We start from the raw sequence: 23,039 nt of genomic DNA, 5'->3' as shown, positions 1-23,039 counted from the left end.
GCAGCGGTGTCAACCTCAACCTCGCCCCGAAACCCGAGCGTGACGCCTGCTGCCCGCCGGTCACGCCGGCGTCTGCGTCGCTTCAGTCAGGGCATTTCTCCGCTTCCGCTGCGAGTGCGTCGGCGAGGCGTTGCCGCCGGATGCCGAAGCGGGTTTGGAACGCGATGACCTCCTGCCATTTCCGGCATTGATCAACGGTTTTCGGGCGTTTGGCGGCCAGGATGAGAAGGTTCTTGGGCGTATGTTCCAGGTTGATGAATTCCTGGATCCGGCTCTCATAGCCGGCAGCCTCGAGGCACAGCGCCCGGATGGTATCGGTGACGGATTCCGCCAGGCGATCCACCTGGATGCCGAAACGGAAGAGCGGTTCCAATCCCTCCGGCGGCCGGATCTGGGGACGAACTTCCTGGTGGCAGCACGGCGCAGCCAGGATCCAGCGTGCACCCGCCCGGATTGCAGCCAGCAAGGCGTCATCGGTAGCGGTGTCGCAGGCGTGGAGGGCCACGACCAGGTCAGCGCCGGCAAGGCTGGTTTCGGAAATCCGGGCGGCTTCAAACCGCAATCCGCCGTAGCCGCAGCTTCCGGCGATCTCGTTGCAGAGGTCCACCAAAGGCCGGCGCTGTTCGACGCCCGTGACCTCCGCCTGCAGGCCCTTCCCGGTCAGAAACACGTACAATGCGAACGTCAGGTAACCTTTGCCGGAGCCGAGGTCGACCACTTTGACGCGTTCGCCCGGCTGCATCTCGCGGGTGAGCGGGGCCACCAGTTCGATGAAGTGGTGCACTTGGCGGTACTTATCGCCCATCTGGGGCCTGGGTTTCCCAGCGGGATCCAGCACGCCGAGTTGGACCAGAAAACGCTCGTCCTGCAACAGCCGTGCCTTGGATTGGTCGTGCTGGAGCGAAGGCGGTTCCCCGGTTTCTCGCTGGCGCTGAAGCTGCGGTTTACCCCGCCGGTTGAACCGCAGTTGGACCCTTTCAGCCGTGGTAAACAGGGTCGCGGCCAATGACGCCGTGCCCAGCCAGGTGCGGATCCGGGCCAGAGCGTCTGCCGGTGGAAAGTTCTTGGTGGTATCGTGATCCGGGTAACGATGCACAAAAGAGAGTTGCAGTTCGCCCCGCACTTCCACCGGCCGCACGTAAACGTGTTCCTGGTCCGCCAGTTCGTCACGCAGCTTTCCCAGGGTCAATTTACGAAACGCGCCCCCGGCCAGGGCGTCCTGCAGGTTGGAACAAAACACATCAACAGCGTTCATGGCCTCCCGTGGATTATTTAACGATTTCCACTTTGCACTTCGGCAGCGCCTGCAGAAAGGCGCGTCCGTACGGTTTGGTGAGGACGCGGTTATCCAGGATCACGACCATGCCCCGGTCGGTTTTCGTCCGAATGAGGCGGCCGACCCCCTGGCGGAGCTTCAGGATCGCTTCAGGCAGGGAATATTCCGAGAACGGATCGCCGCCGTTGGCCTGGATGTACTCCAGCTTGGCTTCCATCAACGGGTGATCGGGAACCGCGAACGGCAAGCGCGTGATGATCACGTTGGAGAGCGCTTCACCCGGGACGTCGACCCCCGCCCAGAAACTGTCCGTCCCGAACAGGACGCCGTTGCCGGCCTTGCGGAAACGATCCAGCAAACGGGTGCGCGAGGCGCCCTGGCCCTGCACAAGGAAAGTGTATTGCTCGGAAAGCTCGGCTTCCATCCGCTCAGCCATGGCCGTCATGGTCTTGTAGTTAGTGAACAGGACGAACGCCCGCCCGCAACTCTCGTCCACAAAATGGCTGATCCAGTGCTCCAGGGCGTCCTCGTACCGCGGATCGCGAGGGTCGGGCATTTTCTGCACGACGAACAAGCGCATCTGCTTTTCGTAATCGAACGGGCTGCCGATCTGCCGGGCCTCCACGTCAAATGCGCCGACCCGGTTTCGAAAGTAGGCCAGATCCTCGCGGCCGACCCCCAGGGTGGCGCTGGTCATGATGCAGGTGCGGCCTTCCGGAAACAGCAGACGCTCAAGCGTCCCCGAAACGTCCACCGGCGTTGCGTGCAGGTTCAGGTATTGCCCGGTTTTGCCGGTGCGCTCGATCCAGTAGACGTGATCTTCCTCGGTCTGGCTGAGAAAGCCGGCAATCCCGACCCGGGCGTCCCGGATCCGGCGACCCAGGTCCTGCAATTCGCCCTTCAGGGTCTCGTCCTCAGTTTTCTTGACCAAGCCGACCACGGCTGACTGCACCCGCGCCAGTGCGGTCGTGATCGAATCGGGTACCAGGTCGGGCTGGCGGATCCGGCATTCGCGTCCTTTGCGGAAATCGGCAGCTTCTTCAATGCCGCGGAAGAAGCGGTCCAGGGCATCCTGCGCTTCGGCCGTCTCGCGTACCGCACCGGCTTCGCGCAGCAGCGCAAACAGGCCTTTCTGCGTCTTCTGGTTGTAAAGGCGTTGCAAGGCTTGGCGCAGCCCGTACTGGGAAACGCCGATCCCGATCTGGCGGGACGCAACGGCTTCAAGCGTATGCGCCTCGTCGAAAATGACGAAGTCATTCGCGAAAAGGTACCCGGATGCGCGGTTCTCAGGCTCGCCCGCGTTGTCCAGCGCCAGAAAAAAGAGCGTGTGATTCACCACCACCACGTCGGCGCTGATCAGTTGTTTGCGGGCACGCTGGTAAAAGCAATTGCCGCCCGGCCCGCACCTCTTGGGCGTGCAAATGTGCGCCTCGCTGCAAACCTGGCTCCAAACCGCCGGGTCGGGTTCGACGTCAAAGTCGCTGAGGGTACCCTCGGTGGTGCGCTGGCTCCAGGCATGGATCCGGCGCAGTTCTTCCTGCTCGGGGCTGGTGAACAGCTCGGTCTGACTCTGCAGGGCCCGGGCCAGCCGGTTCGGGCACAGGTAATTCTGCCGGCCTTTCAGCAGAGCCGCCTCGAACGGCCGGTCAAGCAAGCGCCGGACGATCGGGATGTCTTTCTGGAGCAGTTGCTCCTGCAGGTTGATCGTGTGCGTCGAGATGATGGCTTTGCGCTGATTATCCAGCGCGAACTGTACGGCGGGCATCAGGTAAGCCAGGGATTTTCCCACGCCTGTGCCGGCCTCGACCACCAGGTGATGCTGTTCGGATAAGGCGCGAGCCACCGCCACCGCCATCTCCTGCTGCTCGGGCCGGTATTCAAAGTTTTTTGCGGTCGAAAGCAGCCCGTCGCGGTCGAACGTCTCACGGATGCTCCGAACAAAGTCATCATCAAAATCCTCTCGCAGGGCAATCACAGGATCCCAAAAATACGCTCGTACGTCCCATTTTTCATCCGCAGAACACGCAGACAACGCAGAAAAGGAGAGCATCCACAGATTGACACAGATTCAAAAGACATCTCACGACGGCATCGGCGCCTCTTCATTTGTGGCATTCTCTGCCGCTCCGAACTCTTTCCCCCTCTTTTCGCCGTGTTCGCCGTGTGATTCTCCTCCGCTGCGGCCGCCGTGTGCCCTTATTGAGCTTTAACAAATATGATCATCGAAAAATTCGGGGGGCAATGACCATGATCGTATCGATTAAGTCTCAATAATCTGTGTCAATCTGTGTAATCTGTGGATGTTTTCTCTTTTCTCCGAACTCCGAACTCCGAACTCCAAACTCCGAGCTGTACCCGGCGCTCGACACCCGGCGGTGATGCGTTAAGTAGTACCGGTGTTCGGAATCTTTGACCGTTATCTGCTTAAGAACTTCCTGGTGCCGTTCTTTTACGCGCTTTTCGGGATGGTGGCGATCTGGCTGATCTACGATCTCGGCGAAAACACGGCCAACTTCCAGGATGCGCACCTGTCGGTCGGCATGATCGCGCTGTACTATCTGACCCAACTCCCGTTCATCCTCGTGAACTGGATACCGCTGGCCATCCTGCTGGGCTTGCTCTACGTGCTGACCCGCATGTCCCGCCGGAACGAAATCGTTTCGATGCTCACCGCCGGCCGCGGCGTCGTGCGGGTATTGATGCCGGTAATCATCGTGGGTCTGATCCTGACGGGCGTCTGCACCTTTCTGAATTTCGAGCTGGCCCCGAAAGGTGAATACGCGGCCACTTACATGATTGACGAGGTGGTCCGCGGCCGATCGAAGACAACCAACCTGGACGGGCACATATTTGTGAACCGGAAAGATCACCGGACGTGGTTCATCCAGCATCTGAACACGAAGTCCGAACAGTTGAGCGGTTTGCAGGTGATCCAGGAAAATGCCGCCGGCGTGATTTTCTACACGCTTTATGCGCGTTCTGCAGAGCACGACCGGGTTCGTAACGTGTGGACGTTTATTACCGGCAAGGTCACGTACGTGAATGCTTCCGGCGACGTGGTGAAGGAGGAATATTTTAATAAACGGGATGTGCCGGGCTGGACGGAAACGCCCTGGCAGCTCGGAAGTTCGGCTTTGAAGGGTAAATTCATGACCGTACCGCAGTTAGAACATTACCTGCGGGCAAACGCCGATTTCCCGCCGGCCAACCTTGCGGAGTACCAAACTCAGTTCTGGTACCGGTACGCCCTTCCGTGGAACGCGCTGGTGGTGGTGCTGGTGGCCAGTCCGATGTGCGTGGTCTTTTCCCGTCGAGGCGCGTTGGGCGGCGTGGCCGGAGGGCTGTTTCTATTTATCGGCCTGTACACTTCCAGCAATATCTTCCTCGCTTTGGGCCAAGGTTTCCGGATTTCGCCGCCTGTAGCCGCTTGGGCCCCTGCGACCGGTTTCCTGCTGGTCGGGCTGTATCTGGTTTACCTGCGATCCAATAACCGGCCCCTGCCGTTTCTGGGCTGAGCCGGGAAACACCCCAAATGGCTGATGTTTCCGGAGCCCCTCGCCGAACGACAACCGCCGGCTGCATCTGCCAGCCGGCGGGTGTTTCCGATTTCGTTCTGTGGGGAATCAGCGCGGAGGTTATTGGGAGGTCTTGGCACCTGTCGCCGGCTGGGCGGCGCTACCCGTGGATGCTTTGCGGTTGCCTGCGGCTTTTTCCCGGGCGGCGCGCAATTTTTCCCTCTGACCTTCTCTGTAGGCGGTCCACTTTTTCTGCTGGTCAGGCGTCAGTACCCCTTTGATGTCAGATTCGTATTGGACGCGCAGTTGCTTGAGTTTATCCCTTTTGCCTGCGGTGTTCAGCGAGGTATCGTTCTTCACCGCCTCACGGTCGTTGACGTACTTGTCGATGATCGGCTTAACCTTAGGCTCCTGCGCCGTGGTCAGCCCGGCCTGGTGTTGAAGTTCGGTGAGAAACCGCTTCTTGATCGAATCGGGCGAGACCGTACGCTTTTTGCCCCCGGCGGGAGCATTCGTATCAGCCGAGGTCGATGCGGCGGTGGTGTCCTGAGTTTCCGCCGCAGGACTTGGCGACGGCGAAGCTTTGGCTTTAGGCTTGGCAACAGCGGTCCCGAGGGTGGCGGCCAGCGCGACCGCAGGCAGGAGGCGGAGGAGCGAACGAATTTTCATACGATGAATAAAACCCATTCCCGCCCGTGAAGTTGCGCCTGGGCGCCGGAAAGCCCCTTTAAGTTTCCTCGTCCAACCACGGGACCAGGTTCTTGGCCCAGTAAGTGATGATCATGTCGGCGCCGGCCCGGCGAAAGCCGGTCATGAGTTCGAGGACTGCCCGTTTCTCGTCGAGCCAGCCGTTCATGGCCGCCGCTTTCAACATGGCGTATTCACCGCTGACGTTGTACACCGCGGTCGGCAGTTCGAACCGTTCCTTGACCCGCCACAACAGGTCCAGGTACGGCAGCCCGGGCTTGACGATGAGCAGGTCGCAGCCCTCCTCGACGTCGATCGCCACCTCGCGCAGGGCTTCCAGGGCGTTGGCCGGATCCATCTGGTAGGTGCGACGGTCGCCGAACTGCGGCGCGCTTTCCGCCGCATCCCGGAAGGGGCCATAAAAAGCCGAGCAGAACTTTGCCGCGTAGCTCATGATCGCGACGTCGTGGTAACGGTGACTGTCCAAAGCGGACCGGATTGCACCGACCCGGCCATCCATCATGTCGCTGGGAGCAACCACATCGGCCCCGGCCTCGGCATGACTGAGGGCCGTGCGGGCCAGCAGTTCCACCGAAGCGTCGTTGACGACCCGGTAATCGCCGCGGTGACCCTCGACGAGACCGCAGTGGCCGTGCGACGTGTATTCACAGAGACAGACGTCGGTGATGACGGTCAGCCCCGGCGCGGCTTGCTTCACGGCACGCACCGCTCGCTGCACGATGCCTTTAGCGGCGTAAGCCTGGCTGGCCCCTTCGTCTTTCTCCGAGGGAATGCCGAACAGCAGGATCGCCGGAAGACCCGCATCACTGATCCGGCGGGTCTCTTCAACCAACGATGCCAAAGAATGTTGCACCACGCCCGGCATGCTCTTCACCGGCTGCGGTTCACCGGCCTTTTCCGAGACGAAGACCGGCAAAATGAGCTGCTGACGGTGCAGGCGGCACTCCCTTACCAGGTTGCGGACGGAAGCCGAAGCGCGCAAACGCCGGGGGCGCAGGGGCAGACTAAGCATGGGAGAAGGTAGAGTGGGGGGTGGCGGGTGTCGAGTGCCGGGTGCCGGGTGTCGGGTGACACGGCGCCACGGCGGGAAGACAGAATTATCCGCAGAACACGCAGAGAACGCAGAAAAGAGGAAACATCCACAGATTACACAGCTTGACACAGATTAAGAAACCCTGGGCAACTGTGAGCTTGACACTCGCACCCACCCTCCAGGATGCCGCTCCGAACGCCGAACCCTTTCCTCTTGCCGCCGTGGTCGCCGTGGCTCGCCGTGTTCGCCGTGTGAACTCTTACGTGGTGCCCGCCGTGTGACCGGCACCCGACACTCTCTTCCATCTGTGGCATTCTCTGCCGTGGCCGATTACCTTTTGGTTAACCTTAACAACACCTCGACCAAACTCGCCCTGAGCGACCGCGACCGGTTGTTGAGAAAAAAAGTGATTCCGACACGGACGCTTTCCGTGGAGGCCCTCCGCCGGGCGATAGGCGGGTGGAAGTTCGAAAGCGCCGTGGTGGGCTCGGTCGTACCTCGAAAGACCGGTGTCTTACGACGGATGTTCCGGGGACGGCTGCTCGAATTGACGCCCCGGCTGAACCTGGGCATCGGCATCGATTTTCCCGAACCGGACAACATCGGCGCGGACCGCCTGGCAAACGCCGTCGGCGTGGTGCACCGCCACGGTGCTCCGGCGATCGTGGTGGACTTCGGTACCGCCGTCACCTTTGACATCGTTTCGCAGGAACGAACTTACCTCGGGGGAGTGATCGCTCCGGGCTTGGGGGTGATGACCGATTACCTGTATGATCGGACGGCGTTGCTGCCGCGAATCGACCTTGAGGAACCCGTTCAGGTGATCGGTAAATCGACGCGCGCAGCGATGCTGGCCGGCGCCGTCTACGGTTACCGCGGTCTCGTGCGGCAAATCGTGACCGAGATCGTGGCCCAACTTGCCGGCAAGGCCAAAATCGTGGCGACCGGCAGTTATGCGGCCCTGATCGCCGCCAAACTTCCCGAGTTGCAAATCGTCGATCCAGACCTCACCCTTGAGGGGCTCAGAATCATCGCGTCACAAAATCCTCTTGGCTCATGAACGGTCCTATCTCCCTCGGCATCGATTTCGGCGGCACCAGCATCAAACCCGGCGTCGTTCAAGACGGGCGGATCATCGCGCGCGGCGACGTCATCCCAACCCGCCAGGACGGCGATACGGCAGCGTTAATCCAGTCCATCGTACAGGAAATTTTACGGCTTCGACATGAGCACCCCGAAATTGAAGCCGTCGGCTTCGGGGTACCGGGCATCATCGATCCGGCGGCGGGCATTGTGGTCAACCTGACCAACGTCAAGGGTTGGCATCGTATCCCGCTGCGCGCGGTAGTGAGCGAACGGACCGGGCTGGTCACCAACCTCGAGAACGACGCCAAGGCAATGGCGTACGCCGAGTGGAAACACGGTGCCGGCCAGAATCTGCCGCACGTGATTTGCGTGACGCTGGGCACCGGCATCGGCGGCGGGATCATCATCAACGGACGGCTGCACCGGGGCGCCACGAAGGTGGCGGGCGAGATCGGCCAGACCTCGATCGATTATCAAGGAAAAGACTTCGTCTACGGCAACAAAGGCGCAGTCGAGGCTTACGTCGGTCATGTGCACATCTCCGAGCGGGCCAAGGAGATCTACGCGCTGTCCGGCAAGGCGATTTCCGACGTTGATGCCGACCTGCCGCAGCTCGCCGCGGCGGCAAACGCGGGTGATCCCCTGGCCAAACAGCTCTGGGAAGACATCGGCCTCAAGCTCGGCGTGGCGTTGGTCAATGCCATATGGTTGATCAACCCGGACCGCATCGTCATCGGCGGCGGAGTGGCCAAAGCCGGCGACCTTATTTTCGGGCCTATCCGCAGGACGATCGAAAGCCGGTGCGAACGAACGTTCTGGGAGAAACTGGAGGTGGTGCCTGCCACCCTCGGCAATGACGCCGGCATCATCGGGGCCGCCGCGCTCGCCCTCGAATCGGAATTCCTGCCAAACCGCAACTCGGCGCTGTAGACACCGGGTTACCGGAAAACGGGAAGCCGGCGACGAGGGGCTGACCGCTCGTCAGCGGAACAGTCACGGCCCGGACCGGCCGCCAGCATTGCCAGATATTATAAATGAATGCCAGTTATTATAATAAATAAGCGGTTGCTTTCCGGCTGCTTTTCCGATTAATCTTAATCCGGTTCTCGTCAGAACGTTGTAAGTTTAGATGAGTAAATCAATTGAATCACTCCCGAATATCGACCTCGGGTTAGCGGTGCGGTTGAGGCAGGTAGGAATCACGGATGCGGACGCTCTCATCCGAATCGGCGCTGGCAAGGCTTGGCAACGCCTTTTAAGACAGGGTTGGCAAGGAGGCATTGACGGCTTGCTGCGCCTGGAGGGAGCGATCTCCGGGGTACGCTGGACGCAAGTACCATTGGATCGCCAACAGGAGTTGTGCCTGGAGGTGGTCGCCTACTCGCAAGGCGTGCGCTGATTGATCAGGGGGGATAGTTTGTCCGCTGCAGCATCGCCGGCGGGGAGGATGGGGACGTCGCCGCCGGCCGGAAGCTCGATAAAAATCCTTCCTTGCCGCCGTCGCACCTGGTTTCCACCCGGCAGGTTGATCCTGGCCGGGTCAAGTCTGAGCGCCAGGTTACGCGTGGCCTCGACTTCGGCGGAGCCGACGTCCGGAACTCCGAGGCGTCTTAACCACTGGTGTACCACCCGCCGCTGCAAAGCCGCCGGCAATAGCCGGAGCTGGTCCACCGGCAGATCGGCCCGTTGCCAGAGATCAGGCGTAGCCGCTTCGAGAAAACGCTCTTCATCCTGGCTGATTTCGAGGCAGCGCAGCAATGCCGGCCTGACGGCGCGTCCCATGATCGATTCGGCCAGCGGAATAAGTTCGTGACGCACCCGGTTGCGCGCGGTCACCGGCTCCGCATTGGTTGCATCATCGCGCCAGGCGAGGCCGCGCGCGTTCGCGTACGCAAGCAGATCAGCCCGCCACGCCGCCAGCAAAGGACGGTGAATGATCAATTCCAGGTCGCCGACCCGGTGCACGGTCCCGGCCCGCATCCCTGCCCGGCCGGGCGACGCCGTCCCGCGAAGCAGGCGAAAAATGAACGTTTCGACTTGGTCATCAGCGTGGTGTGCGAGGAACAGGTGGTTTGTGCCGTACGCTCGAGCGGTTTCCGCGAAAAAAACGAGCCGCGCTGCACGCGCGGCGGTTTCCAGGGCTTTGGTGGAAAAGTCGGGGGCCTCTCCGGCGTGGAACGCCAGGCCATGCCGGACGGTTAATTGCCGGACGAAATCGGCATCTTCGTCGCTGGCCGCGCCGCGAAGCCGGTGGTTGAAGTGGCACACCACCAGATCACGAAAACCGGCTGCGAGGAGCAGGTCGAGCAACACGCACGAATCCATTCCCCCGGAAACTCCCGCCAGGTAACGCTGGTCCGCGGGGAAGGCAGACAGGGTAGCGCGCAACGATTGAAGGGTAACGGGTGACGGGTTCACGTCACCCGGAATCTGGCACATGGAATGAAAAGGTTCACGCCGGTCTCAACCCAATACGGAAAAGCAAAATGGCCGGACCGCACCGGGGGTAAGTGCGGCCGCAACCCGCCACTCGTTACTCGTTACCCGCCACCCGCTACCCGCTACCCGTTACCCGTTACCCGTTACCCGTTACCCGTTACCCGTTACCCGTTGCTCGTTCCCCCATGGAACACTGCGAACGGAAACTCGTTCAGCAGTTCCAGCGGCACAGCTTCTGCGTTGGCCTTCAGTTTGCGATCGGAGAGCACGTCGGCCATTGCCGGCAGGCTTTCGTCGAGCAGGAGCTGGGTATCCCGCCAATTGAAGGCTTCGTTCGGCTTTCCAAGGCGGGTGGTCAGCCGGGGCGCGATGACGAGGAGGCGTTCCCGGTCCAGTTTACGAGAGAAGGCGACGCAGTTTTCCGCCAACGGGCCGGAAGCGTACAACGACGCGTAATTGCCTTGCTGGAACAAGGCCGGGTATTGTTTCCGGAACATCAGCAGGCGGTGGATGAGGGCCAGTTTCACGTGCCCGCTCTGCCATTCACGGAGGAGATCCTGCGGAGAACGGCCCTCAATTGCATCGAGGGCTTCTTCCCGCTTTTTGTAATCCACCGGCCGGCGGTTATCCGGGTCCACCAGGCTGAAGTCCCACAGTTCCGTGCCTTGATAAAAGTCCGGAACACCCGGCAACGTAAGTTTCAGGACCGTCTGGCTCAGGGAGTTAAGCATGCCGTGCCAGCCGATCACCTGGCCGACATCGGCCATCGCCTTACGGAACGGGTGTCCGGGCTCCAGGATCCGGTGCAGGAACTGCGACGCTGCGTCCTCCCAATTCTGGTTGGGCTGGACCCAGCTGCTGTTAACCTTCGCCTCTTTGATGGCCTTATTGAAATAGCGCTGGAGGCGCTGTTCGAATTCCTCGTTTACCTCCTCGTCTGAGAACGGCCACATTCCTACCAGGGATTGATACAGCAGGTATTCCTCGTTGGCGCTCGGCGCGAGTTCACCCTCGACATCCGTCTTGAACTCGAAATTCATTTTGCGCCAATCCTCAAGCCAGTGTTGCCATTCCCGGGGGATTTCACTCAGGACGGCAATTCGTGCGCGCACGTCCTCGCTGCGCTTGGTGTCGTGCGTGGTCAGCGTCAGGAGGGTGGCGGGAGTGGTGGCAAACCGGTGCCGGTTACGCTCGTGGAATTTTTCGAGGCTGAACCCGAAATGCTGAGGTTCGCCGCCGACTTCGTTCAGCGCGATCAGCCGGTTGTAGATGTAGAATGCCGTATCTTCGAGGCCTTTTGCCATGATCGGCCCGGTGCATTGCTGGAATTTCAGAACGAAATCGAGCTGCAGCTGGCGCGCCTGGTCATCGAACCCTTCGAATTTTTCGAGGAGCAACAGGTCACGCAGGAAGTTAAAAATCGAGATGTCCAGAGACGGGTTGCGCCGTTTGGCGGCGCGCAAGGCCCGGAGGACGACCTGACGATCGGCTTCAGAAACCACCGACTCCTCCCCGATGTAGGTGCGGTAGACCGGGAAACAGGCGATCAGGTCCCGGACGACCGCGCTCAGGGAATCACGGGTGAAATCGCGGTGGAGCCGGTCCCGTTCCGCCAGTTCGCTCATCATATGGCTAAGCGACTCGATGTCGCTCGAGAGCGAAACGTCCATCACCAGGCGTTTCTTCTCGAAGACCAGCGACTCGAAGTGCACGAACCGGTCGATGAACTCACGATAGATCCGCGAGAACGGCTCGGCGTTGGAGGAGTCGACGAGCAATTGGGTCGCGTCCGTGGTGAAATCGTACCCGGTCGTGCCGTGGATGGGCCAATCGGTCCGCAGCTTTTCGTCGCCGGAAAGGATCTTTTCAACGATGAGGTAAAAGCCCCGGTCACGCAGGACGCTTTCCTCCACCACCTCGCTATCTGGAATCTCGAGGAAGCGCCGCTGCAGATCGCGCAGGTAGGCCTTCGGGTAACGCAGCCCGTCGACGTGGTCAATCCGCAGGGACGTGACCTTGCCCGACTTGAGCAATTCGAAGATGAGCCGGTGGATCGTCTCGAAAACGACCGGGTTTTCCACCTTGATCGCCGCCAGGTTGTTGATGTCGAAGAACCGCCGGTAATTGATTTCTTCGCCCGCAACGCGCCAGTAGCTCAGGCGATAAGCCTGGGCGTCGAGCAGACGGTCCATCAGATCAAACGAATGCGGGTCACCGACGCGGCCCTGGATCTCATTCATGGCGATGTCGATCGCGTCGCGCACCTGCGGATACTCCGCGCACAGCCGCGCAATGCGGCGTTTGACGACTTCCTTTTCGCGGGCGCGTTCGCGCACTTTTGCCTGGTCGGTCTCGGTGCGTGCCGGCATGTGCTCCAGCGCCGTGATGATGCTTTCAAGTTCCGGCACCATGATCTCGTCGGAGTAGCGGGACAGGTGCTGGAGGGCAACTTGCAGGATGAAATGGTACGTGCGCGGATTCAGCGGGAAAACCCAATCGTAATACGTCACGAAGAAGGCGCCGTCGCGGTAGTCCAGGCCCAGTTCCCCACGTTCCAGAACGCGCCCGTACTGGTCCCCGAGGACCGGCAACAGGATCTTGTTGTGGAGCTGCTCTTTGATGGGATCCCAATCGATATCGAAAAAGGGTGCGAACGTTGAGCTAGGACCATTTTCGAGCACGTCCATCCACCAGTCGTTGTTGGGGTCGGAAATGCCCATGTGATTGGGCACGAAATCCGCAAGGTGGCCCATGTTGCGCTCCTGGAGCGCACTGACCAGCGCGTCAAAATCGTCCCGGTGCCCGATGATCTGATTGATCTCGTTGTGGTTGCTGACGTCGTAACCGTGGTCACTTCCCGGATGCGAGCGAAAGAACGGCGAGCTGTAAAGGTCGCTGATGCCCAGCCTCTGCAGGTAAGGGATGACCTGAACGGCATCCGAAAACTTGAAAGTCCGGTTGTACTGAAAGCGGTAGGTCGCGATCGGGATTCGGGGATGTGGAGCCATGAGGTTTCCTCCTTGGTTCGTTGTGCCTTACGGTTGGCCGTCCAAAAAGACGATGACCTCCGGTTCGCTCAGCACAAATTGTTTTTCGGCCGGATCCCAGAGTCCCGGCCGTTCGCCGCCGTACTTGGGTTCATTGGTGGACAGGACAAAATTCCAGGTATGACCGTGGGTGGGCTGCAGGATGCTTTTGTTATCCAGGCCGAGCTGGTTCACCGAAGGAACCAGTTGCGCGAGCACCAGCAGAATCTGGCCGCTGGCAAGCTGATAACGTAAGCCAAAAGCGGATTCGCTGAGTTGCTCGGCCCGCCACTGCCCGCGCTGCAGGCCCTGGAGTTTGCGAACGCGCAGTTGCCGGAAATCGGTGTAAAGGTCCAGCACGCCGGCGTGATCACCGTCTTCAACCTCATTCCAGTCGATCTTCGACTGCATGAACGTGCCCTCGGCCTGAGGATCGGGGATCTGCTCCCGGATGATCGGGTCGCTGAAGGCCTTGAACTCGGCAAATTCTTTCCGGCGTCCCTTGGTGATGTTGCGGCCGAGTTCCGTTTCGTGGTCGGTAAAATACAGGAACGGCGTTGACGCCGCCCATTCCTGTCCCATGAAAAGCATCGGGGTGTACGGGGAAAGCAGGAAAAGACCGCTGGCCGCGCGATAAGCGGCCGGGGTGACGGTGGAATTTATCCGGTCGCCGAAGGCGCGGTTGCCGACCTGGTCGTGGTTGGAAATGCAGGCCACAAACCGCTCCGGCGGCAGGTCATTTCCCTTGGTGCCCCGCGGCAGGCCGTCAATCTGGGTCTGACCCGTAAAAAGCCAGCCTTCATTCAAGGTCCGGACAATTTCGTCGACGGTTCCTTTGAAATACCCGAGGTAACCTTCGTGTTCCTGGGTCATCTGCACCCGCACCACATGATGGAAGTCGTCCGCCCAGACGGCGTCGCAACCGTAACCGCCCGCTTCACGGGGAAGAATCAGCCTGCGATCGTTCCGCGGGTCTTCACAGATGACCAAGCTGCCGCGTTTTTGGACTTCCTCGGTGATTTCCTGGATGACGTGCTTGGGAGAGTCATCCGGGATGGCGTGGGTGGCGTCCAACCGGAACCCGTCGACATGGAAATCGTCGAGCCAGTAGATCGGGTTCTCGGCGAAGAACGTCCGGACCGGGCCGGCATGGGGCGCGTCGAAATTGAAAGCCGCACCCCAGGGGGTGTGGTGCTCGGGGTTGAAATAATCCTGAGCGTAAGCGCCCATGTAATTTCCGTCCGGCCCGAAGTGGTTGTAAACAACGTCCAGGATCACCGCCAGACCGGCCTCGTGCGCCGCGTCGACGAAGGCGCGAAGGTCATCAGGCGAGCCGTACGCCCGGCTCGGCGCATAACACATCACCGCGTCGTAACCCCAGTTCCAGCGGCCCGGAAAATCAGCCACCGGCATAAGCTCGATCACGTTGACCCCGATCCTCTTCAGGTCAGGAAAATGCTGCGGGATGGCCGCGTAGGTCCCTTCCGCCGTAAAGGTGCCGACGTGCAGTTCGTAAATGACCAGTTCATGCACCCCGGGACGTTTCCAGCCTTGCGCGCGCCAGCGAAACCGGGAGCCGTCCACAACCTGGGACGGGCCGTGCACCCCGAAAGGTTGGAAACGGCTCGCGGGATCCGGGAAAAGCTGGCCGTCCAGTTCGTATTTATACAGGTCTCCCGGCTGCCCCTGACGATCGTGCCCGGAGTAATAATCTTCGCGTGCCTCCTTTTCCAGGGGCAGACGGCGCAGCACCTCACCCTGTGCATTAAGGATCGCAACGCTTACCTCGTTCTTACCGACGGCCCACGTCCGGTACCAGACGCCGATGCCACCCCACTCCGGCCCTTGCGAAAATTTTCTGGATTGCACGAAATTTATTATTCCTTTCTGGATGGTGTCTTCGATGGAGACTTGCCTTCCTTGGCGGTCCACGATTCCTCGCGAGCAAAGCTTTCTTCACCGGACGAAAGCTGCAGCAGGCACAGGCTCCGTTCCGTTAACTCGATTTCGTCACCTGCGGAAATGACGCGCTCATCCTCGATGAATCCTTCCTCGTCGGCTGAGTCCAGGATGGTTTGCCATCGTATCTCTTTTCTTCCCGGCAGGATGAACGTCAGCGGTTCGTGGTGCGCGTTACACAACCACAGGAAAGTGTCGTCACGTACCGGTTCGCCCTTTGCATCCCGCACGTCGATCGTGGCCCCGCTGACCAGTACACCAAAACACTTGGCGTACCCGCTGGTCCAGTCCTTTTCCGTCATTTCGGTGCCGCTCGGGTTGAACCACATCATGTCCTTCACGTCGGTCCCGCGGATTTTGCGGCCGAGGAAGTATTTCGGGCGGCGGAACACCGGGTGTTTCCGGCGGAAGGCGAGCAGGCGGCTGGTGTAATCGAAAAGTTGCTGGGCCTCTTTCGACCAATCCCAATCAAACCAGTTGAGCTCATTATCCTGGCAATAGGTGTTATTGTTTCCCAGTTGGGTGCGCCCGAACTCGTCACCGGCGTTGATCATCGGGACGCCCTGGGACAAGATGAGGGTCGCAAGGAAATTGCGCCGCTGGCGTCTGCGCAGGTAATTGATCTCCGCGTCGTCGGTCGGTCCTTCTGCCCCGCAGTTCCACGAATTATTACTGTTATCCCCGTCGCGGTTATCTTCACCGTTCGCCTCGTTGTGTTTTTCGTTGTAGGAGACGAGGTCGTTGAGCGTAAAGCCGTCGTGGGCGGTAACAAAATTGATGCTCGTGTAAGGCCGGCGGCCCTGGTACTCATACAAATCAGGGCTGCCCGTGATCCGGTAGGCAAATTCACCCAGGGTACCATCATCCCCCTTCCAGTAACGGCGGATGCAGTCGCGGTATTTGCCGTTCCATTCCACCCAGGGTACGGGAAAACCTCCTACCTGGTAACCGCCTTCGCCTACGTCCCATGGTTCAGCGATCAACTTTACCTGCGACAGGATGGGGTCCTGGAGCAGGATGTCGAAGAAGGCGGCGTCACGCTGCACGAAATGCTCTTCACGGCCCAGCGTGGAAGCCAGGTCAAAGCGGAAACCGTCCACGTGCATTTCCGTGACCCAGTAGCGGAGGCTGTCCATGACCAGCTGGAGCACGCGCGGGTTTTGCGTGTTGGGAGTGTTGCCGCAGCCGGTGTAATCCATGTAGTAGCGGCGGTCGTCCTGCACGAGGCGGTAATAGGCGGCGTTGTCGATCCCTTTGAAGGAGATCGTCGGTCCGAGGTGATTACCTTCGGCGGTATGGTTGTAGACCACGTCGAGGAGGACCTCCAGGCCCGCCGCGTGCAGGGAACGCACCATTTCCTTGAAGTCCGTCACCTGGCCCCCCAGGACCCCTTTGCTGGAATAGGAGCATTCCGGGGCGAAAAAGCCGATCGTGTTGTATCCCCAGTAATTTGTGAGGCCGCGATCCTGCAGGATGCTGTCGTCAACGTGCTGATGAACCGGCAGCAACTCTACCGCGGTAATCCCGAGACGCTTGAAGTAATCGATCGCCGCCGGTGAGGCGATCCCGGCATAAGTGCCCCGGAGCTTTTCAGGTACTTTACTCCAGAGTTGGCTGAATCCCTTCACGTGCACCTCGTAAACGATCGATTCGACCATCGGGATCCGCGGTGGCCGGTCGCCCTTCCAGTCAAACGCCGGATCGATGACCGCCGCTTTCGGGATGGCAAACGCATTGTCGCGGTAGTCGCGTTTCAGATCCTCGGCCGGATTTCCCAAGGGATAGCCGAACATCTCCGGTCCCCAATCAATCTTGCCCGCAATGGCCTTGGCGTAAGGATCGAGCAGGACTTTGGACGCATTAAAACGGTGGCCCGCCGACGGGGTGTAAGGCCCATACACTCGGAAAGCATAAAGTTGCCCGGGAGCGACATCCGGCAGGAGCACGTGCCAGACGTGATCCGTACGTTCAATGACGCGAATGCGAACGGATTCACGATCTGCCTCCTGGTCATCAAATAAGCAGAGATCTACTCCGGTAGCGTTCTCCGAGTAGAGGGCAAAATTGACGCCATCCTCAGTCCATGTCGCGCCCAGGGGATACGGTACCCCGGTCCACACCCGCATCTTGTTCATATGCACTGTTACGGGTACGAGCGAACCCGGGCTTGTCGATCAATATATTAGCGGCCCCCGGTAAACTGATGGCTAAAACCGTGTTGCACCTGACAACGGTTTGCTTGCCGGGGCTGATGCCTTTTTCGGTGACGAAACCCGGGAGATTAAGGGTGGGGCGGCACCTTCAGTTCACGGGCGCCGCCAGGCAGAAAAGCAGCCCGGCGCACACGTCCGGGGCGCCGTTCTGATCACGGTAGAGAGACGACCGGCGGTCCGGGTTCCGGTTTAGCCGGCCGGTGCGCTTGCGAGGCGATCTTTTCAATGTACGCACGAAAATCCGGGTCCTCGCCTTCCAGGAGTTCGGGCAGTGCCTCGCAGAAGTCGCGACGGCGGCACCACTCGCGCATGTAATCCTCCCAGGAGGACCAAAGCCGCCGGGTCTGTTTACTCATATTCTCCTCGTAGACGAGGAGGTAAGCGCGCTCGAAAATGCTCACCAGAATTCCGAAGAGCGCGGTCCGGCGCTCCTGTTGTTCTTCGTTAAGATCAAGTCCTTGGACCCGCTTGTTCAGCAGTTGGAGGTCCGCATTGTCGAGCACAAGCTTTAAGAAGTTTGTGTATTCGTCGGAGAGCCGCAGGTACAGCTCTTCCTCGTCGACCTGCCGCGCCTTGCGACGTTCGTAGACGAATACCAGGATGGCAAACGGCAGAGCGAACGTCTCGACCATGTAAAAGGTGAATTCAAACAACTCCAGCCAGCGCACGGAGTTAATCTAACTCGACAACGCGCAGGTACAACGGAGGGAGTGGGATTCGAACCCACGGACCCTTGCGGGTCTCCGGTTTTCAAGACCGGTGCATTAAACCGCTCTGCCATCCCTCCCTGAGGGCCGCGATCCGGCAACGGCGAAGTATGGCACCGAGGGGGGCGGGTGTCGAGCAAACGCGTAACTCGTAACGGGTAACTTGTAACGCGTAACGGGTTCGGAGGCGGCTCGACGCTCATCGGCCAGCACGCAGAGAGAGTTCACACGGCGCCGCGTCGACCACGGCGGGAAGAGAAAGTCTGAGCTTCACATCGGCGACTTTCCCCCGAGATCGCACCCGTTACGCGTTACGAGTTACGAGTTACGAGTCACGCGCTACGCGTTCAGGGCCGGGCCACCGTTTCGGCAGGCGGCGCCTGGGCAGTGGCGGCATTCGGGCGCATGGCGACGGAGACCGTCTGACCGATCCGCAACGGCAGACCAGGGTCGGGGGCCAGCTGGATACGGACCGGGAACCGTTGCGGCAACCGGACCCAGTCGACCGTCTGGCTGACTGCGGGGAGCAGTCCCGAGGGATCCGACGAACCATCCTGGACGAAAATGCCCCAGCCGATTGAACGCACCTCGCCCGTGATCGGATGGTCCCGGTGCCCCATGATGATGACCTTGGCCTTTTCGCCGACCTTGATGAACGGCAACTGCGTCTCCTTGAAATAGGCGGCGACCCAGAACGAGCTTGTGTCTACCAGCGCAGTCAGCTGTTTACCGGCGCTGACGTACGTGCCGGGACTGATGTTCATGTTGGTCACGTAGCCGTTGACCGGCGCCGTGATCCGGGTGTAACTCAGGTTGAGTTGAGCCAGCTGCAGGTTGGCCCTGGCCGTCTCGGCCTGCGCCTGGGCCGCGGTTAGATTGTCCTGCGCGTTCTGATAATCCTGAACGGCGCTGACGTGGCGTTGGAACAGGTCCGTCTGGCGGGCCATTTCCTGTTCCCGCTGTTTCAAATTGGCGTCGGCGTTGAGCACCTGACCCTGGGCGATCTGCACTTGTGCCTTGTAATCGGCCGGATCGATCTCGAAGAGCAAATCATTCAGCTTGACCTCCTGATTGTCCTTCACCCCGACCTGGATGACCGGACCGGAGATTCGCGGCGCGATCCCGACCACGTTTGCCCGGATCTGGCAATCCCGTGTCCATGGGTTGCTGATGTAGCGCTGGTAGAGGCTCCAGGCGGCGTAAGCCGCCCCGGCCACGATGGCCAGGGTTAACATAAAGTTGAACAGGTGGCGCATCATGGGTGAAACAGGAAACCTAACAAACTGGCCAGCAGGACAAACAGTCCGAGGAAAAAGAGGGGGACATGCCAGACAAACCGCGTCAGCCCCGTGCGTTCCAGAATCGTCATCACGACCCACGCGCTCAGGAAACCGACGATCCCGATGCCCAGGCTCCAAGGCAGCAGCAGGTCGAGGAAGTCCAACTCGGGTGTACGCAGATTTATGGCCATGGATTCGATCCTTTTCGCACCGTCCGCACCATTCATTCGATGGTCGCGGCCACCGCAATGCCAGCGCCAATCTCCGGAATTTCGCGCGCGAGTAAAGGGGGGGATTGCCAAGGATACAGTTGCGGGTTTTGGTACGTGCGATCAGGCCGGGCCGCCCGTGCCGTTCGACATAGAGGTACCGACCGCCATGCCGCCTTCCGAAGCTGCTGCCACGCCCGCCGCACCGGCGATGGGCAGGGATTTGCAGCGGGACTGGGCCGCCCTGAATCCCTTGGGCGACCTGCGGGTGCGCTTCGGAATCAAGATGGGCTTGGCCATGATCCTGGCGCTCTGGATCGCGCAGCTCTTCCGGCTGCCGTACCCGAACTGGTCCATCCTGGCAGTGCTGGTGCTGATGAATGCGCATTTTGTGGGCGCCATTGCCAACAAAGCGCTCATGCGTGCGCTCGGGACCTTGATCGGGGCGTTGATCGGGGTATGGGTCGTCGGCGATTTCGGCAACACCCCGTGGGCCTTTTTGTTCTGGGTGTCTGTGGTCGTGTTTGTCGCGTCGTACAAATTCGGGCACCTCGCCAGCGCGGCGGCGCCGTACGCCTATTTCCTGGTCGGCAACACGCTCCTTTCGGTGTCGACTTACGGTTTGCCGAACCCGAGCGCCGTCTGGCACGTCGGCCTTTATCGTACCTTGGAAACGCTGGTCGGCGTGGCAAGCGCCACGTTCGTCACCGGCATCATCTGGCCACGTCACGCGAGGGAAGAATTTATCCAGGGGGCGAATGAAACGTTGGGCACTGCGCGCCAACTCTTGAACGCTGAAGCCCGTGCGTACGTGGGGGACGCTGTCGACCCCCAGCGCGTCGTCGATTTGCGCCGGGTCTTCAGCCGTCAGATTATGGGGTTACGCACGTTGCTCCAGTCCGGGGGCCGGGGCAGCGCCTATTTCCAGGCGCACCTGGGTGATTACCAGCGCTTCCTGGTCTCCCTGACGCACCTTTTCCAGGCCGTTCTCGAACTGCAGCGGCGGCGTGCCGAGGAGGCGGAATTACTCGCACTGGTCCGCCCGGAGCTGGAACGGGTCATTTCGGAGATAGACTCAGAGCTCAGCGTCCTGAGCAGCGCCGGCCGGCACGGTTACGGTCTGCCCGCGACCGGCCTGAATGCCGCCGTTGCCGACCTTGAAGCGAAGGTGAAGGTATTGCGGGACCAGGGCACCTTCCGCCGGGCGTCGCCTGCGGCTGGGGAGGCGTTCTTTGGTCACTTTGCGACGCTGCGCCTGATCCGGGACGAACTTAACCTGTTGCGGGAAATTTCGGGCGAACTGCCGCGTGCGCGGCTGGCGCCGGCATCGCCGCGTAAGCGGCGTCCCATCCTGCCGTCGATCGATTGGTTCTGGGTCCGCGCCGCCATCAAGGGCAGCGTTTCCGTTTGCCTGGCCCTCCTGATCGTTGAGTGGCTTCATCCCCCGGGGTCGACCGCCATTCCGCTGTGCGCCTGGATCTTCAGCCTTTTCGGCCGCCCGTTTCTGAACGCCGGCGGTACCGGCGACCTTCGGATCTTCCAAAACGTTTTTATAACGGCCGCGTGCGGCCTTCCCGTCGTCGCCCTGCTCTGGCTGATCATGCCGCTGCTTTCTAACTACTGGGCGATGAATGTCTTCCTTTTCCTGGTTAGTTACGCGTTCGGCTATGCAACCGCCCGCACCCAGGGCGTCAGCTTCCGCATGCAGGTTGCGATCCTCGCCATCAACTCGGTCGTGGCGCTGAACCCCCAGGTCCCGGTGGCGTTCAGCACGTTGATGAACGCCTATCTTGGGCTCATGACCGGGATGGTGCTCGCGGCTCTCGTCGCCCGGTTACTCTGGCCGGTGCTTCCGCAAGGCCTGCTGCGCGGTAACCTGATCCGCTACTTTACGGACCTGCGTAACCTGCTGGGCGGCCTCAAAGACCAGGAATTCATTCTCACGGGGACCGTCCTCCTGCCGATCGAAGCGCTTCGGGCGGTGGAAAAGATGATGTTCCCGGGCTGTTCGAAAGGTGAGCGCGAGCGTCTTGATACCTTCATCCGGGTAGCCCAGCCCCTAGGCATGCAGGTCACCTTGCTGCGGCAATTCCGGCGCCTGCTCCTGCCTGAGGCGGCAAACGCGGAATTGCATCAGCCATTCACGACCCTGGAAGCCACCTTCGACCAATTCCTCGAGAAACTCGCCGAATCCTTCCGGCGGCGCACGGGGACCGGCGTCGAGTTCCCGGATCTCGACGCTCCGATGGGCGCCGTCGAGTCCGCTTTGAGCCGCGTCCGCGATGAAGGCATCCTGGCGAGTGAAGATGTTGAGACGGTTGCGCACCTGCTCGAACTGGTGGACCGCTACCACGCGTTAACCGAACGCCTGTTGCTCTGCCGGGATCGCCTCCGCGAGTTGAGCCTGCACTGCTACCTGGGCGATGTCGCACTGTAACGGGTAACTGGTGACTCGTAACTGGTAGCGGGTGCCAAGCGGGGCCCACGGCGAGAAGACGAATACTGAACTGGATACCCGGCCCTCAGAGTCACGTCACAGGCCGAACCGGTACCCGTTACGAGTTACCCCCCGTGCCTCGGGGCGCGGACGACGCCGGCTTCCGAGGCCGCCCGGTGGTTGGCCAGAATGCGGCCGGCAATTTCCTGGACCATTTCCTCCAGCAGCAAGCGCAAATGGCTTTGCCGCCGGTAGTCAGCCGGCGCGATGTGCCGGACCCGGTCCGCGCGGGTTGCGAGGTTAAAACACTTTCGGAAACTGTTTCGGCCCTCGTCATCCGGGTCATAGACCGCGATGGCCTGGCCCCCGTTTTTCTTCATGATCGTGAAACAAGGGACGTCGGTCGGGCCGTCGCCGATATAGATCATGTTCGGAAAAGGCACCGGCCGGAGCGCCTCGGGCATGTGGTCGTTCACATCCCGGGTCATGTCGAGCAGGCCTTTATTGATCCGGAACAGGTACTGCGTCTTCTGGGTGTGGCTGATCACCCGTTTAGGGAAGGTGATGCGGCCCTCGGAGTCCTCGGCGAATTCGCACCCGAAGACCTCCCGCAGGTAAGGGCGCAGGCGGCTGCCTTCAACCAGGATTTTCAACCCGGATGATATGACGTAGTGCTCCACTTTGATCCCGAAACTCACGTGTTGGGGGTCGAGCAATCCCTCGTTAAACTCCTCGAACATTTCGGGCAGCCCACGGTAGAGTTTCATTTTTGCACCGAGGCTTTTGAGTTGAGCGTTGGTCGGCCGGTCCATGGCCAGGTAATCCAGCAGACACTTCATGTAGGCCAACTCGTTATCGTACCCTTCATCCTGCACCAGGGTGGCGCAACGCTGCCAAAACTTGCCGGCATGAATGCCGAACGCGGGAAACAACACGTCATCCTGCATGTAGGCAGGGCTGAGCGTCTGGTCATAATCGTAGACGATCGCGATCGTATTTTGCGGTTGGGCCATTCAAAGCCACAAATGCCACAAAGGGGGAAGAGTGGCGAGTGCCGGGTGCCGAGTGGCGTTCGGCGTTCGGCGTTCGGCGTTCGGCGTTCGGCGTTCGGCGTTCGGCGTTCGGCGTTCGGCGTTCGGCGTTCGGAGTTC

At 60.5% G+C, this 23,039-nt stretch carries 17 protein-coding genes and 1 tRNA gene; 5 read left to right on the top strand and 13 right to left on the bottom strand.

Annotated elements, in window-relative coordinates; all coding sequences use genetic code 11:
* Positions 1–82 precede the first annotated feature (82 nt).
* Complete coding sequence (locus tag JO015_18880) at positions 83–1,255, bottom strand: SAM-dependent methyltransferase (GenBank protein MBW0001162.1); 1,173 nt, start codon at positions 1,253–1,255, stop codon at positions 83–85.
* 13 nt (positions 1,256–1,268) lie between these two features.
* Positions 1,269–3,326, bottom strand: coding sequence for a DEAD/DEAH box helicase (locus JO015_18875; protein MBW0001161.1), 2,058 nt, complete (start codon positions 3,324–3,326; stop codon positions 1,269–1,271).
* A gap of 346 nt (positions 3,327–3,672) precedes the next feature.
* Here JO015_18875 and JO015_18870 point away from each other — a divergent pair, with 346 nt between their 5' ends.
* Complete coding sequence (locus tag JO015_18870; GenBank protein ID MBW0001160.1) at positions 3,673–4,791, top strand: LptF/LptG family permease; 1,119 nt, start codon at positions 3,673–3,675, stop codon at positions 4,789–4,791.
* A gap of 120 nt (positions 4,792–4,911) precedes the next feature.
* On the opposite strand, the gene JO015_18865 is transcribed toward JO015_18870, so the two are convergent.
* A complete protein-coding gene (locus tag JO015_18865) occupies positions 4,912–5,460 on the bottom strand; it encodes a hypothetical protein (protein ID MBW0001159.1) in 549 nt (182 codons plus the stop codon).
* 58 nt (positions 5,461–5,518) lie between these two features.
* Complete coding sequence (hemB, locus tag JO015_18860; protein ID MBW0001158.1) at positions 5,519–6,511, bottom strand: porphobilinogen synthase; 993 nt, start codon at positions 6,509–6,511, stop codon at positions 5,519–5,521.
* Between the two features lie 343 nt (positions 6,512–6,854).
* Here hemB and JO015_18855 point away from each other — a divergent pair, with 343 nt between their 5' ends.
* The 3 genes from JO015_18855 to JO015_18845 all read left to right on the top strand — a co-directional run bounded on the left by JO015_18855 (position 6,855) and on the right by JO015_18845 (position 9,017).
* Positions 6,855–7,592 carry a type III pantothenate kinase gene (locus JO015_18855; GenBank protein ID MBW0001157.1) on the top strand — a complete coding sequence of 246 codons (738 nt, stop codon included), beginning with the start codon at positions 6,855–6,857 and terminating at the stop codon, positions 7,590–7,592.
* Positions 7,589–8,548 carry an ROK family protein gene (locus tag JO015_18850; protein MBW0001156.1) on the top strand — a complete coding sequence of 320 codons (960 nt, stop codon included), beginning with the start codon at positions 7,589–7,591 and terminating at the stop codon, positions 8,546–8,548. Before JO015_18855 ends, JO015_18850 begins: the two co-directional genes overlap by 4 nt.
* Before the next feature lie 199 nt (positions 8,549–8,747).
* On the top strand, positions 8,748–9,017 hold the full coding sequence (locus JO015_18845; protein ID MBW0001155.1) for a TfoX/Sxy family DNA transformation protein: 270 nt from the start codon (positions 8,748–8,750) through the stop codon (positions 9,015–9,017).
* Here JO015_18845 and tilS read toward each other — a convergent pair.
* From tilS to JO015_18805, 8 genes are all read right to left on the bottom strand, one after another.
* A complete protein-coding gene (gene tilS, locus JO015_18840) occupies positions 8,996–10,057 on the bottom strand; it encodes a tRNA lysidine(34) synthetase TilS (protein MBW0001154.1) in 1,062 nt (353 codons plus the stop codon). The genes JO015_18845 and tilS overlap by 22 nt on opposite strands.
* 164 nt (positions 10,058–10,221) lie before the next feature.
* On the bottom strand, positions 10,222–13,065 hold the full coding sequence (gene treY, locus JO015_18835; protein MBW0001153.1) for a malto-oligosyltrehalose synthase: 2,844 nt from the start codon (positions 13,063–13,065) through the stop codon (positions 10,222–10,224).
* 27 nt (positions 13,066–13,092) lie between these two features.
* Complete coding sequence (gene treZ / locus JO015_18830; protein MBW0001152.1) at positions 13,093–14,952, bottom strand: malto-oligosyltrehalose trehalohydrolase; 1,860 nt, start codon at positions 14,950–14,952, stop codon at positions 13,093–13,095.
* Between the two features lie 8 nt (positions 14,953–14,960).
* The gene (gene glgX / locus JO015_18825; GenBank protein ID MBW0001151.1) at positions 14,961–17,177 is read right to left on the bottom strand and encodes a glycogen debranching protein GlgX; all 2,217 of its coding nucleotides are present in this window, start codon (positions 17,175–17,177) and stop codon (positions 14,961–14,963) included.
* Between the two features lie 230 nt (positions 17,178–17,407).
* A complete protein-coding gene (locus JO015_18820) occupies positions 17,408–17,887 on the bottom strand; it encodes a hypothetical protein (protein MBW0001150.1) in 480 nt (159 codons plus the stop codon).
* 70 nt (positions 17,888–17,957) lie between these two features.
* Positions 17,958–18,042 (bottom strand) — tRNA-Ser (locus tag JO015_18815).
* 267 nt (positions 18,043–18,309) lie between these two features.
* Entirely contained in the window at positions 18,310–19,221 is a 912-nt protein-coding gene (locus JO015_18810; protein MBW0001149.1) for an HlyD family secretion protein, read from the bottom strand.
* The gene (locus tag JO015_18805) at positions 19,218–19,433 is read right to left on the bottom strand and encodes a DUF1656 domain-containing protein (GenBank protein ID MBW0001148.1); all 216 of its coding nucleotides are present in this window, start codon (positions 19,431–19,433) and stop codon (positions 19,218–19,220) included. The genes JO015_18810 and JO015_18805 overlap by 4 nt, the downstream gene beginning before the upstream one ends.
* Positions 19,434–19,620: 187 nt before the next feature.
* Here JO015_18805 and JO015_18800 point away from each other — a divergent pair, with 187 nt between their 5' ends.
* Positions 19,621–21,888, top strand: a complete 2,268-nt coding sequence (locus tag JO015_18800; protein MBW0001147.1) for an FUSC family protein — start codon at positions 19,621–19,623, stop codon at positions 21,886–21,888.
* A gap of 125 nt (positions 21,889–22,013) precedes the next feature.
* Here JO015_18800 and JO015_18795 read toward each other — a convergent pair whose 3' ends face one another.
* A complete protein-coding gene (locus JO015_18795) occupies positions 22,014–22,901 on the bottom strand; it encodes a haloacid dehalogenase-like hydrolase (GenBank protein MBW0001146.1) in 888 nt (295 codons plus the stop codon).
* Between the last annotated feature and the right edge of the window lie 138 nt (positions 22,902–23,039).

The organism is Verrucomicrobiota bacterium (genome assembly GCA_019247695.1).
GTDB lineage: Bacteria > Verrucomicrobiota > Verrucomicrobiia > Chthoniobacterales > JAFAMB01 > JAFBAP01.
This window is presented reverse-complemented; position numbering and strand designations above follow the sequence as displayed.

Bases quoted from the DNA above. Each gene is read 5' to 3' on its own strand.
- JO015_18865 (MBW0001159.1), bottom strand. From the start codon at position 5,460: ATGAAAATTCGTTCGCTCCTCCGCCTCCTGCCTGCGGTCGCGCTGGCC.
- JO015_18795 (MBW0001146.1), bottom strand. From the start codon at position 22,901: ATGGCCCAACCGCAAAATACGATCGCGATCGTCTACGATTATGACCAG.
- JO015_18800 (MBW0001147.1), top strand. From the start codon at position 19,621: ATGCCGCCTTCCGAAGCTGCTGCCACGCCCGCCGCACCGGCGATGGGC.
- treY (MBW0001153.1), bottom strand. From the start codon at position 13,065: ATGGCTCCACATCCCCGAATCCCGATCGCGACCTACCGCTTTCAGTAC.
- hemB (MBW0001158.1), bottom strand. From the start codon at position 6,511: ATGCTTAGTCTGCCCCTGCGCCCCCGGCGTTTGCGCGCTTCGGCTTCC.
- JO015_18820 (MBW0001150.1), bottom strand. From the start codon at position 17,887: ATGGTCGAGACGTTCGCTCTGCCGTTTGCCATCCTGGTATTCGTCTAC.
- glgX (MBW0001151.1), bottom strand. From the start codon at position 17,177: ATGAACAAGATGCGGGTGTGGACCGGGGTACCGTATCCCCTGGGCGCG.
- JO015_18805 (MBW0001148.1), bottom strand. From the start codon at position 19,433: ATGGCCATAAATCTGCGTACACCCGAGTTGGACTTCCTCGACCTGCTG.
- JO015_18850 (MBW0001156.1), top strand. From the start codon at position 7,589: ATGAACGGTCCTATCTCCCTCGGCATCGATTTCGGCGGCACCAGCATC.
- JO015_18875 (MBW0001161.1), bottom strand. From the start codon at position 3,326: ATGCTCTCCTTTTCTGCGTTGTCTGCGTGTTCTGCGGATGAAAAATGG.
- JO015_18810 (MBW0001149.1), bottom strand. From the start codon at position 19,221: ATGATGCGCCACCTGTTCAACTTTATGTTAACCCTGGCCATCGTGGCC.
- JO015_18845 (MBW0001155.1), top strand. From the start codon at position 8,748: ATGAGTAAATCAATTGAATCACTCCCGAATATCGACCTCGGGTTAGCG.
- JO015_18880 (MBW0001162.1), bottom strand. From the start codon at position 1,255: ATGAACGCTGTTGATGTGTTTTGTTCCAACCTGCAGGACGCCCTGGCC.
- tilS (MBW0001154.1), bottom strand. From the start codon at position 10,057: ATGTGCCAGATTCCGGGTGACGTGAACCCGTCACCCGTTACCCTTCAA.